Below are 12,541 nucleotides of genomic sequence, written 5' to 3' on the forward strand. Positions count from 1 at the left end.
CGCAAAAAGTTTTATCGGATTTTACCGGGCGTGCCCCGACAGCCGCGCTTCCTCCTGCAACCACTCAAAAAACGCCCGGACCGGCGGGAGCTTCTGAGGTGGGCCTTAAGTCGCTTCAGGCGCGCTGACATTGCTGCGAACCGGTGTCGTCCAGCGCTCCGACAAAATCACCCCGCCCAAGGTCAGCAAGCCGCCCACCAGGTGATACATCGCCAGTTGCTCCTTCAACACCACGGCGGCAATCAACGCGGTGATCAGCGGCAGCAGGTTGAAAAACAGTGTGGTGCGGCTTGGGCCGAGGGTCTTTACCGAGTGCATCCACGCCAACGGCGCGAGCATCGAGGCCAGCAGGCAGGCGTACAGCACCAGCGGGATATTCGACCAGCCAAGGCCGGCCTTGTCGGAGAACAGAAACAGCGGAAACAGCACCACCACCGCCACCAACACCTGCAAATACAGCAACACCAGCGGCGGCAACCGCAGCTGCCATTTTTTCAGCAGGGTGCTGTAGACCGCGTAGGCGAGGGTGGCCACCAGCATCATCGCGTCACCCATGTTCAGCCCGTGTTGCAGCAGCGCGCTGAGGCTGCCGGCGGAAACCACCACCACCACGCCAGCGAACGACAGTACGGCACCGGTCAGCGCGCCGAAGGTGAGGCGTTGGCCAAGGCTGATGATGGCGGCAGTGAGGGCCATCAGCGGCATCAGCGAGAGGATGATGCCCATGTTGGTGGCCGAGGTCAGGTTCGCGGCGTAATACGCCAGGCTCTGATACACCGCCATGCCCAGCACGCCGAGGATGAAGATCTTGCCCAGGTTGGGGCGAATCAGCGACCAATTGGCGATGACGGGTTTGAGCATGAACGGGGTAAACAGCACGCCGGCCAGCAGCCAGCGATAAAAGCCGATCTCGGCCGGGAAAATCGTCCCCACCGCGAGTTTGTTGACCACGGTATTGCCGGCCCAGATAAAAATGGCCAGTAATGGATAAGCGTATTGCATTGAAAGGAACCTGTTGCGTCTATGAGCGGCGATTATCCTTTGTCTGGATCGAAGCCTATACTTCGATCCAGCCATCCGACCTCTGTATCCAGACAATATGCTCAAGAAGTACATCAACCTTCCCGATTTCGACCAGTTGCCATCCCCGGTGTATTTCCGCTATTCGGAATTCGAGGCCGACACCCATGCCAGTGCCCACCAGCATGCCTGGGGTTCCCTGGACTACTCGGCCCGTGGCGTGATGCGCTTTGAAGTGGCCGGCAGCCGCTTCATGTCGCCGCCGCAATACGCAGTGTGGATCCCACCGAATACCCAGCACAGTTCCTACAATGCCCAGGCGATTGTCTATCGCTCGGTGTACCTGGCGCCCGCGCTGTGCGAGCAGTTGCCGACGCAGCCGTGCACCCTGACCATCAGCGATATCCTCAAGGCGATCCTCAGTGATTTCGCCGAACGTGACGTCAACATTCCCGAGAATGAAGCCGATGTGCGCCTGGCCCAGGTGCTGGTGGACCAGCTCCGGCAGGCCCCGGTGCACGATTGTTTTCTGCCGTATGCCAGCCATCCCGGGCTACTCAGCGTGCTGGAGGGGATGCAGGCCGATCCAGGCGATAACCGCGCGCTGGCCCTTTGGGCCGAGCAGGTACATGTCAGCGAGCGCACCCTGGCCCGGCAATTTGTGCGGGAGCTGGGGATGAGTTTCGGCGAATGGCGCCAACGCCTGCGTTTCCTTGCGTCCATCGAAGCGTTGGACAGCCCGCGCAGCGTCCAGGAAGTGGCCTTTGACCTGGGCTACAGCACTGCCTCGGCGTTTATCGCGATGTTTCAGCGCCAGGCCGGCTGCACCCCGGAGCAGTACCGTCGGACGAATATTCGTAGCAGGTGAACGTGTAACAGGGTTTGACTACACTGCTGGGGAGGCCGTGCCCCTCGGCACGGTAACAGGGAGAAAACTCCATGAAGATGCTGCGTATTCCGCTGTTGATGATGGGCTTGCTGTTGTGTTCCCAAGGCTTTGCCGCGACTGCTGCACAGACGGCTCAGCAACAAAAAATGACCACTTGCAACGCCGAAGCCAAGACCAGTGGCAAAACCGGTGATGATCGCAAGGCATTCATGAGCACCTGCCTGAAGGCCGCCCCGGCCGCCAACGACGCCAAGACCCTCACGCCACAGCAGCAAAAGATGAAAGACTGCAACGCCACGGCGAAAACCCAGGCGCTGACCGGCGATGCACGTAAAACGTTTATGAGCACCTGCCTGAAGAAATAATGATGCAGAACCCTGTGGGAGCTGGCTTGCCTGCGATTGCGACCTGACAGTCGATGCCTTTGTTGACTGACCCACCGCTATCGCAGGCAAGCCAGCTCCCACATTGGACCGCGTTCAGACTTCTCGCTTGATTCACCCAAGGCTGGCAGACTGCCCATCCTTTAACGCCGTTCGTTTTGAGGCTGTATGCCAACGTTTTCTCAGCGTCACGTGTTGTTGTTGGTCAGTTGCGTGCTGATTTTTGGCGGGCTGCTGCTGGTTTTGCCGTTGAAGTTGCTGCCGAGCCTGCTGGCCGGGCTGCTGGTGTATGAGCTGGTCAACATGCTCACCCCGCAGTTGCAGCGATTGATCGAAGGCCGGCGTGCGCGCTGGTTGGCGGTGGCGTTGCTCGGGACTTTGATCGTCAGCATCCTGGCCCTGATCTTTGCCGGGGCCATCAGCTTCCTGCTGCACGAAGCGGAAAACCCGGGGGCTTCCCTTGATAAATTCATGGGCGTGGTCGACCGTGCCCGCGGCCAACTGCCGCCGTTCCTTGATGCCTACCTGCCGGCCAGCGCCGCCGAGTTCCGCGTGGCCATCGGCGAATGGCTGAGCAAACACCTCAGCGAATTGCAGTTGGTGGGCAAAGACGCCGCGCACATGTTTGTGACCTTGCTCATTGGCATGGTGCTGGGCGCGATCATCGCCCTGCAGCGTGTGCCGGACCTGACCAAGCGCAAACCCCTGGCGGCCGCGTTGTTCGACCGCCTGCACCTGCTGGTCCAGGCCTTTCGCAACATCGTCTTCGCCCAGATCAAGATCGCCGCGCTGAACACCGCGTTCACCGCGATCTTCCTTGCCGTAGTGCTGCCGCTGTGCGGGATTCACCTGCCGCTGACCAAGACGTTGATCGTGCTGACGTTCCTGCTGGGCCTGTTGCCGGTGATCGGCAACCTGATGTCCAACACCCTGATCACCATCGTGGCCTTGTCGCTGTCGATCTGGGTGGCGGTGGCGGCGTTGGGCTACCTGATCGTGATCCACAAGGTCGAGTACTTCCTCAACGCGCGGATCGTCGGCGGGCAGATCAGTGCCAAGTCGTGGGAATTGCTGTTGGCGATGCTGGTGTTCGAAGCTGCCTTCGGCCTGCCGGGGGTGGTGGCGGGGCCGATTTATTATGCGTACTTGAAGAGTGAGTTGAAGCTGGCGGGGATGGTGTAGCGATCGGCTTTTTGTGGCGAGGGAGCTTGCTCCCGCTGGGGCGCGAAGCGGCCCCAAAAAAACGGGCCTGCTGCGCAGCCCAGCGGGAGCAAGCTCCCTCGCCACACAAGCCGTGTAATCAGTAGCCGTACCGCTTGCTGGCCTCAATCGCCAGACCACTGCCGATACTGCCAAAGATGTTCCCTTCCACATGCTGCGCATTCGGCAGCATCGCCGAGATGCTGTGGCGCAGCGCCGGAATCCCGCTGGAACCCCCGGTAAAGAACACCGTGTCCACCTGGGCCACGTCCACCGAGGCGTCGTTGAGCAGTTGCGTCACCGCATTGCGCACCCGCTCCAGCAGGCCGTCGATGGCCGACTCGAACAACGCCCGGCTCAGTTCCACGCTCAACCCCGGCTCGACCCGGTCCAGCAGCACATGGCGGCTGTCCTGCCGGGTCAGCTGGATCTTGGTTTCTTCCACTTCCATCGCCAGCCAGTGCCCGGCGCGCTGTTCGATCAGGTTGAACAGGCGGTCGATGCCGCCGGTGTCCTCGATGTCGTAGCGCATGCTGCCCAGCGCCAGCTTGGATTTCTGTGAGTACACCGAGTTGATGGTGTGCCAGGTCGCCAGGTTCATGTGGTGGCTGGTGGGCATGTAGGCGCCGCTTTTCATGCGGCTGCCGTAGCCGAACAGCGGCATCATGCCGGCCAGGGAGAGTTGCTTGTCGAAGTCGGTCCCGCCGATGTGCACGCCGCCGGTGGCGAGGATGTCGTCGTGGCGGTTATCGATCTGGCGACGCTCGGGCGACAGGCGCACCAGGGAGAAGTCAGACGTCCCCCCGCCGATGTCGACGATCAGCACCAGTTCTTCTTTCTCGATGGTGGACTCGTAGTCGAAGGCCGCGGCAATCGGTTCGTACTGGAACGAGATGTCCTTGAAACCGATCTTGCGGGCCACGTCCACCAGGGTGTTTTCGGCTTCCTGGTCGGCCATCGGGTCGTCGTCGACGAAAAATACCGGGCGGCCCAGCACCACTTCGTCGAACTCACGCCCGGCGGTGGTCTCGGCGCGGCTCTTGAGTTGGCCGATAAACAGCGCCAGCAGGTCGGTGAACGGCATGGCCGTGCCCAATACGCTGGTGTCGTGCTTGATCAGCTTGGAACCCAGCAGGCTCTTGAGCGAGCGCATCAGCCGGCCTTCGTAGTTTTCCAGGTACTCGTGCAAGGCCAGGCGTCCGTACACCGGGCGGCGTTCTTCGAAGTTGAAGAACACCACCGACGGCAGCGTGATCTTGTCGTCCTCCAGCGCGATAAGCGTTTCCATGCCGGGACGAATCCAGCCGACGGTGGAGTTGGACGTGCCGAAGTCGATACCGCAGGCACGGGCTGGGGATGGGTTTTTCATGTCAATCGGGTTCCGGTTGAAAAACGGCCGCGCAGTGTATGCCACCCGCGTGCAGATGCGTAGGCCGACTATCCGCTAAATACAACGGACTTGTTACCTTGAAAGCCCGGTGTTTGCCCCCAAATCCTCCCCATACGGTTGGTGGCTGCAGGATTCTGCCCGCAGCGCCGATAAACTTCTGACGCACCCTTCGGTCACAAGATTGAGATCGGTCAATCCAGACGCCGCAAACAGGCGCATGCTGTGACGCTGGCAGTGCGATATCGATAACGGACGGTGATACTCCCGATGGACTTCAAAGACTATTACAAGATTCTTGGCGTCGAGCCGACTGCCGACGACAAGACAATCAAGGCCGCCTATCGCAAGCTGGCGCGCAAATATCACCCGGACGTGAGCAAGGAAAAGGACGCCGAAGCCAAGTTCAAGGACGCGTCCGAAGCCTATGAAGCGCTGAAAAGCGCCGACAAGCGCGCTGAATACGACGATTTGCGCAAATACGGCCAACATGGCCAGCCGTTCCAGGGCCCGCCAGGCTGGCAGAGCCGTGGTGGCTATGGCGGCGGTGGCCAGGACACCGGCGACTTCTCGGACTTCTTCAGCTCGATCTTCGGTTCGCGCGGCAATGGTTTTGGTGGTGCCCAGGGCCGTAGCGCCGGGCGCCGGGGGCAAGATGTGGAAATGGAACTGCCGGTCTTCCTTGAAGAGACCCTGTCCAACGAGTCCAAACAGGTCAACTTCCAGGTGCCGCAATACAACGCGGCCGGCCAGCACGTCAGCAACACCACCAAGAGCCTGAACGTGAAGATCCCGGCCGGTGTGGCCGACGGCGAGCGCATCCGCCTCAAGGGCCAGGGCGCGCCGGGGATTGGCGGTGGGGCCAATGGTGATCTGTACTTGATCATCAAGTTCGCGCCACATCCGAAATTCGATGTGGAAGGTGAAAACCTGATCATTACCCTGCCGCTGGCCCCGTGGGAGCTGGCGTTGGGCACGGAAGTGGCGGTGCCGACCCTCACCGGCAAGATCAACCTCAAGGTGCCGGCCGGCAGCCAGAACGGCCAGCGCATGCGCGCCAAGGGTCACGGCTTGTTGAACAAGGCCGGGCAGCGCGGTTACCTGTTTGTGCAACTCAAGGCGGTGATGCCGAAAAACACCGACGACGAGGTCAAGGCGTTGTGGCAGGAACTGGCACAAAAAGCCGCCTTCGATCCAAGAGAATCATGGAGTAGCTAACGATGAGCAGTCCCCGTTTGGTTCAAGTGAACATGGCAGAATTCTGTGAGGCCACCGACCTGTCGGTGGCCTACGTGATCGAAATCGTCGAGCACGGCATCGTTGAACCGGTGGGGACCAGTCCCGAGTCCTGGCGTTTCACCGATTACGAACTGGCCCTGGCCAAGCGTGCCTCGGCGCTGCAAAAGGACCTGGAGCTGGAATGGGAAGGCGTCGCCCTGGCGCTCGACCTGCTGGAGGAAGTCCAGCAACTGCGGGCCGAGAACCAGATGCTCAAGCAACGGTTGGGGCGGTTGGTGCAGACACCCTGACGCGTCAGACGATGAGGCAACCTTCTTTGCATGGCTTCAGGGCGCCGATCCAATCCTTGAGGGTCAGTGATTCAACCAGCCTTGCCTCTTCAATCGACAGCTGCAATTGCACATCCTGCGCCTGGGTTTCGTAGTCGGCGTCGGTCAGCACGCCCGCCTCGTGTTGCTCGGACAACCCTTGCTCACGCAGTTGGAACGGCTCCCTGAGGGCCTCGAACTGTTCGGCATATCGGTTACGGATAAAGGTCTGCCAAAACTCTCTGCCCAGTAGCGAGTGCAGGTACAGTTCGGTGTTATCCAGTCTTTCAATCTGTGTGGCAGTGCTGTCGAGCATCGCTTGGGACACCCTTCCCGATGCGGTGTAACGCGCGTCCGAGGGTTGGCCCGGCAGCTCAAGGCGTTCGCTCAGGCCCATGCGGTAGGCCAGGCGGATTTCGATGTCTTCCAGTTTGGCGATATCGGCGAGCTTCTGTTCAGGTGTGCGGTTCGACAGGCGGATTTGTGCTTCCCGGCTGCCGATGTTCCGACTGGCGACCTTTTCAACCTCGTCCAGGCGAAACAGACCCCGCGCCAGGTGCAGCAGGGGCGTGCCGACATCGCCGTCGCCTGCCATGCGCGTGGCTTTCCAGGTCATGACCTTGATTTCCATGTCGCTGAACACCAGCGCCGCGCGATCGCCGCAGCGTGGATCGCCGGCTATGGCGAACAGCTCTTCGCGCAAGTCGTGAGCGCCAGCGGCCTCGATCATTGCCCAGACACGCGCCTGCAAGTCGGCATACGCGGAGCGGTATTCCGCCGACTCGCGAAGATTGTTCAGGATACCCAGGAACACCTCGGCGCCCGGTTGGGTGGCAATGGTCTCCCACATGGCTTTTCGGCGAGTGACCTGCTCGGGCGCCAGACCCTCCATCCAATGCCCGGATTGCGTTTCCACCTCCGACTCGTCCGACGCTTCAATGGGCTCTTCCTCTGCCGGGCGGGGCCGGGGGGCTTGATAGCGCATGCTTCCCTGCAGCCGTCCGGTGGCTGTTTCGGGGTACTGTGCAAGGGTATTGAGCCGGTAGTTCATCAGCTCGACCTGAGCGTCCTCCGTCAGTGGGTTGCCCTCAATAAACGTCACGTTGTTGGCCCGAATGGCAGCCACTGCCTGGTCGGGTGTCGGGTTGATTTGGGCCTGTGGCAGCGTGCTGATGCGGTTGTCGCGCAGATCAATGAGGTCCAGCACCGGCTGTACGCCAAGCCCGTCGGGCCACTGGGTGATGCCGGTGTTTCTCAGCATCACGCCGCGCAACTGCGTCAGCGCGCCGAGGTTTGGCGCACGGGGCAAGGGGGTGCTGCTCAGGTCAAGGGATTTGAGGGTCGTGATGCTTTCAAGCACGGCCAGGTCGGCCTCCGTCATCGTCAATTGCAAGCGTTGAAGGTTCAGCCGGGTCAACCGGGTCAGCCTTGCGAGCGAAGGTGGGATCGCGCTCAACCTTGATTGCGACAGGTCTAGCCAGCGGGTGAAGGTGAAGTGCTCCAGAAAGCGATCCAGCCCGGCATTCAACGGCATGTCACGGACAGTGAGCACCCCGACATGGCTGAAGTCCGCCTCCAGGGTGGGCAGCTCGCCGATATTCAAGCCGGACAGGTCGAGTTCGTGACCGATGGGCCTGCCGTCGTTGGACCGGGCGATGGGGGTGCTGCGTTGCCAGCATTGCTTGAGCCGTTCGGCAAATTGGCGTCGTTCAACGGCGCGGCCGCGGTGGATGCGATCATTGCCGGCGTCAACCATGAAGTGTTCTTCGACCCAGGTCTCGAGGCGGGTGCTCAGGGTTTGCCACTCGGTTTCCAGGCGGGTCAATGCCGCTTGCGCATCGGTGCCTGCCTGCAGCACAAAGCGCTCGGCGTCTGCCTGGTTGAAGCCGGGGAACAGATTGCGCAGGCGCGCCACCTGTGGGTCGTTGCTCATGGGCACCCGGAACGCCTCTGGCAACCCGGTGTTACGCCATCCGGGGCGAGTACGCGCCATGCGTAAAAGGTAGGCGCGCATCTGCTCGTTGGCTTCAAGGGTGAACGGGTTGTGGTGCAGCAGGGTCACGCGGTTGAGCCGGATGCTGGCCTCAACCTGAGCGGCGGGAGGGTTGAGCTGGCTCTCGGGCACTGCTGTCAGGCGATTGGCCGACAGATCAACCACCTCCAGCGCCGGCAGGTCGAGCAACCCTGGCGGCCATTGATCGATGCCGGTGAGGCGAAGATTGAGCGTGCGCAGTCGGGTCATGCCGCTGAAGTCGGGCAGTTGGCCCAACGGGTTGCTTTTCAGGTTCAGTACTTCAAGCCGGGTCAGGCCCGCCAGTCGGGTGGCCGTGGACTCGGTAAGGCGGATGGCATTGTCGCTGAGGTCCAGATAGGTGAGCTCTTTCATGGCCGTGATGGCTGCGGGCAACTCCGTCAGTGTGTGTTGCTCCAGACCGCCGAGAAACTGCAGGGTCAGACGCTTCAGGTTCGGAAAGTGGCTCAGGAACTGCTCCGGCGTATCGGTAAGGCTCACCTGATCGAGTATCAACTCGTCAACATGGCTGAAGTCGGCGCTCAAGCTCGGCAGCTTCACCTGCGCATTGATTTTCAGTTGGCGCCCGGTCATCTCACCTGCGCTATCGATGGACTGACGGCGCCAGCAATCTTTCAACCGCCCGGCAACTGCTTGCTCCCTGCTCCCGGGCGAATAGGAAGCCGAGTCGCGGGAGCGCTCCTCGCGGGCGCTTTGGGTCACCCAGGCTTTCAGCTCGCGCTTGAGGGTGGCGTATTGCTCTTCCCGGCGTGTCAGCTCGTTGCGTACGTCAGCACCCTGGGTTTCGATAAACCCGTTGACCTGCTCTTCGGTGAAGCCCGGGTACAGCTTGCGTACCCGGCCGGCGGGGCTGCGCAGTTGGTTCAAAGACAGTAGCGGCATGCCCCCCAACAGCCTTGGATTGCCTGTCAGGGGCTGCCTGAACACGGGGTATTCCAGCAGTACGGGGCGCAGTGCATCGCGGTTCAACGGCGCCTGCCGTACTCGCGCTCTCAGGGTTCCGGCGTCGCGTGCTGTATTGCCCAAGGCGCGCCGCTGGACATGGTTGAGTGCTGCCAGCACCGCGCCATAGAGGTCGGTTTGGCCGAACAGGTTATCCGGGTCCATGGCCAGCACCCTTTTATAGGGAGCGGATTGCGCGCCGATGGCATCTACCAGTGACCCTCGCTCGCTGCCCAGGCGGACTTCCAGACGCAGGTCTTGCGGCCAGCCCGGAAGGGTTTCCAGGGTATGCAGGGCCAGGCGCCGGCTGTCCTGGCTTTCCAGGACGTCAAGGAATAGCCCTTCATAGGCCCGCTCGAGGCGCACTTCCTGTTGGTATTCGCGGGCCAACGCTCTCAGGCGCGGCGATATCCCCGGCTGTGCTGCCTCGGTGGTGGTTTCCAGCAATCGGCTGGCCACGCTGCTTGGCAAGTCACTGAACTCATCCTTGAGGCGCTGTACGTGCGGGTCCCGTGTGGCGTCATACGCACGATAGCGTGTGTCGAACAGCGACCTGCGGATCTTGCTCGCCTCGCGGGCCATATCTCGACGCCACCGGGCCAATTGTTCAGCCAGTTCCTGCCGGGTGCTGCCAGGAGCCGGTTCATGGCTGAGCCCGCTGTGATCGACGATTTGCTCCTGCAACAGTGGGTCTGCCTGGGTATAGACGAGGGGATCATCGCTGCTCATTTGCTGGATAAACGTGTCGATCTGCTGGTTGATCCGAAACCGTTCCAGGCTATCGGTCAACAGCGCGGGTGGCGGTTGATGCTCGACGTGCAGTTGGCGCAGTTGATCCTTGCTGGTGCCACTGGCCACGCGCACCTGTTCCAGTTGCGCGTCGCTCAAGCCCTGGGTGCGGTAACCCAGGCGGCGCATCAGCATTGGGCCGTCCCAGGTCGACGGTTCTTCGCCTTCATGGCGCCAGGCGCCGGCACCGTTATGCGCCACTTCGGGGGCATAGGCGTCCGGTCGCGTCGGATGCTGCACACGGTAGGTGTCGCTGCCTGGCTCGGGCTTGAGTTGGTAGAGCTGATCGTCGAGGGGCAGCAGGGGGTGTTGCTCATGACGGTGCAGGCCCAGGTCATCGACGACGGCGTCTTCGGGCAGGGTGACCTCGCTGCGGTAAGGAGCCAGGTCCGGCTTCCACAACCGCTGCTCGCCGCTGGGCAATTTGACTGGCTTGAGGCTTTGAATCAGTGCTGGCGCCGGCGGGAGAGTGAGTTTTTGCAGGCCTTTTCCGGCGCCGGCCAGCACAGCCATGACGGCCAGGTTCTGGGCGACATCAAGCACGTGCTGTTTCGCCGCTTCTCGGTCGCCTTCGCTCCACTCCATCACGCCCTCGAATGTTTCATACAGCAACTGTTCGGCCATGGTTGCCATCATCAATTCACCGAGTACCGGGACGAACATCGACACCAGGCCCAATACGGCCGCGCCGCCCTCCAGCAGATGCGCAATCTTTTGCGCACGTACCCGCGCGTCGACATCGGCAGTCGGCACGGCCTGCGTGCGGGCGTCGCTCAGGTGTTTGTCGCGACCCTGTTCGTACAGGTCGTTCCACAGGTCGACATTGGCCGCCCACAGGCCGCGCCTTGAAACCACCATCGGATAGAGATTGGGGCTTTCGGCCCGCACCCGGGGGCCAGGTTGTGGCGGCGGAAACTCCTGCGGCACGGCCAACTGCGTCAGGGTAGGGAAGGCAATTTGCAGCAGCGTCTGGGTGATCGGTGAGCGCGCAACCGCCTCGCCTGTCAAGAGAGGGCCGGGAGCCGGTTCGGTGAAGCGGTTGAAGAAGGGGGCCTTGTCAGCCTCGTCGAAAAACTGGCTGATAAAACGCTGATAGCGGGTGGGGGCCGGGCGGCCTTCGGTGTCGGCTTCGACGGGTTGCTTATCCTGTGCAAGCAGTTGGCGGGTCAGCGCTGATTTCAGATCGGCAAAGCTGTCATAGCGCTTGAGTGGGTGTACCGGGTCGTGGGGGATGTAGACGATGAAGTCCTCGGCATAACGGTATTTTTCCACCGGGGTGAAGACCACGCAGCCCTTGAGCACACGGTTTGCCAAGCTCAGGCAACTGAACCACACCGGCTTGCCTGCAAGGGTCGGGTTGCGTTCGCCGTCGATGACTTGCTGCATCAGGATGAAATCTGCGGGGCGAATATCCTGCTTGAGCAGTGCCAGGTAGGCGGCGGCCCTGAGGGCGTCTTTCTGACTGGTGATCACCTTGTTGCGCCGCTGGGTGGCGATGGCTTCATCGGCGGGCAGCAGGGTCTCCTTGAGGTGCGCCTGGTAGCGGGCACCGATGTCCAGTGTGCGGCACAGCGTTATAAAAGCCGGCACCCCCAGTGTGGGGGTAATGCCAGGCGAGGTGCCGGTCTTGTCTGGATACTGGGTAAACCCTGAGGAAACATCAAAGGCGCCGGCTTCACATTCGCTGGCTTCAAAGTTATGCAGGGCCGCCTGTAACAGCGAAACCTCCATGACTTTAAACGTGTTCACTTTTACGCCGAACGTGCCCAGTTTCAAGGGTTTGTACAGGCGAAGATAAGTGCCTTCTATATCCAGGCTGATGTTGAACGTGTCCTTGAGCGCCTTATTTAACAAAGGCGCAGCGAACGCCTTGAGTGTCTGTACATTTTCCAGCTCTTTATCCACCGCCTGTTGGGACTTCAAGCAGGCTTCGTTAACGCTTTTCAATGTCCTGCGCTGCAGCGGCGACAGGCTGTCCATCCATAGCGAACGCTCGAGATCGACCGAGCTAAACGCACTGATGCGCTGGGCTGACGACTGGGCCAGCCAGTCCGGGATGGACTGTTTGATAAATTCACTGTTGTCGTCGTTCCCATGAACGGCGGGCACTGCGGACGTCTCTGACATGATTCATTCCTTTGATAAACAAAGGAAAAGAGTAACGAGTCGAGCGGAAGATTAATAAGTCGAAAAGGTGTTGGGTGAGCTGCAATAGTTAATGAAATAGCCCGGCTTTATCAATGCGACGCATAGTTAAATACCACGCGGAAGTTTCAAATCATGAGGTCGCAGAAACGATGGGGTTGTGCGTCTTCCTTTGATTTATATAGCTACCACCGGACACCGGCAGGG

General features: G+C 61.0%; 8 protein-coding genes. 5 read left to right on the top strand and 3 right to left on the bottom strand.

The window, feature by feature from the left end; all coding sequences use genetic code 11:
- Positions 1–105: 105 nt before the first annotated feature.
- Positions 106–1,002 carry a DMT family transporter gene (locus tag LIY45_RS07655; protein WP_017478379.1) on the bottom strand — a complete coding sequence of 299 codons (897 nt, stop codon included), beginning with the start codon at positions 1,000–1,002 and terminating at the stop codon, positions 106–108.
- A 97-nt stretch (positions 1,003–1,099) separates the two neighbouring features.
- Here LIY45_RS07655 and LIY45_RS07660 point away from each other — a divergent pair, with 97 nt between their 5' ends.
- From LIY45_RS07660 to LIY45_RS07670, 3 genes are all read left to right on the top strand, one after another.
- Entirely contained in the window at positions 1,100–1,888 is a 789-nt protein-coding gene (locus LIY45_RS07660) for a helix-turn-helix transcriptional regulator (RefSeq protein WP_226475860.1), read from the top strand.
- Between the two features lie 71 nt (positions 1,889–1,959).
- A complete protein-coding gene (locus LIY45_RS07665) occupies positions 1,960–2,274 on the top strand; it encodes a PsiF family protein (protein ID WP_017478381.1) in 315 nt (104 codons plus the stop codon).
- A 186-nt stretch (positions 2,275–2,460) separates the two neighbouring features.
- A complete protein-coding gene (locus tag LIY45_RS07670; protein WP_226475861.1) occupies positions 2,461–3,474 on the top strand; it encodes an AI-2E family transporter in 1,014 nt (337 codons plus the stop codon).
- A gap of 118 nt (positions 3,475–3,592) precedes the next feature.
- Here the strand turns inward: LIY45_RS07670 and LIY45_RS07675 are convergent, their stop codons facing one another.
- Positions 3,593–4,861, bottom strand: a complete 1,269-nt coding sequence (locus tag LIY45_RS07675; RefSeq protein ID WP_003217400.1) for an Hsp70 family protein — start codon at positions 4,859–4,861, stop codon at positions 3,593–3,595.
- Positions 4,862–5,149: 288 nt separating this feature from the next.
- Here LIY45_RS07675 and LIY45_RS07680 point away from each other — a divergent pair, with 288 nt between their 5' ends.
- Positions 5,150–6,097: a DnaJ C-terminal domain-containing protein gene (locus tag LIY45_RS07680; protein ID WP_003217399.1), complete on the top strand. Its 948-nt coding sequence runs from the start codon at positions 5,150–5,152 to the stop codon at positions 6,095–6,097.
- 2 nt (positions 6,098–6,099) lie between these two features.
- Positions 6,100–6,408 (top strand): chaperone modulator CbpM, encoded by a 309-nt coding sequence (locus LIY45_RS07685; RefSeq protein ID WP_003217397.1) that lies wholly within the window; start codon positions 6,100–6,102, stop codon positions 6,406–6,408.
- Between the two features lie 4 nt (positions 6,409–6,412).
- On the opposite strand, the gene LIY45_RS07690 is transcribed toward LIY45_RS07685, so the two are convergent.
- Complete coding sequence (locus LIY45_RS07690; RefSeq protein ID WP_226475862.1) at positions 6,413–12,316, bottom strand: NEL-type E3 ubiquitin ligase domain-containing protein; 5,904 nt, start codon at positions 12,314–12,316, stop codon at positions 6,413–6,415.
- Between the last annotated feature and the right edge of the window lie 225 nt (positions 12,317–12,541).

It is taken from the genome of Pseudomonas sp. MWU16-30323 (assembly GCF_020515595.1).
GTDB classification, from domain to species: domain Bacteria; phylum Pseudomonadota; class Gammaproteobacteria; order Pseudomonadales; family Pseudomonadaceae; genus Aquipseudomonas; species Aquipseudomonas yamanorum.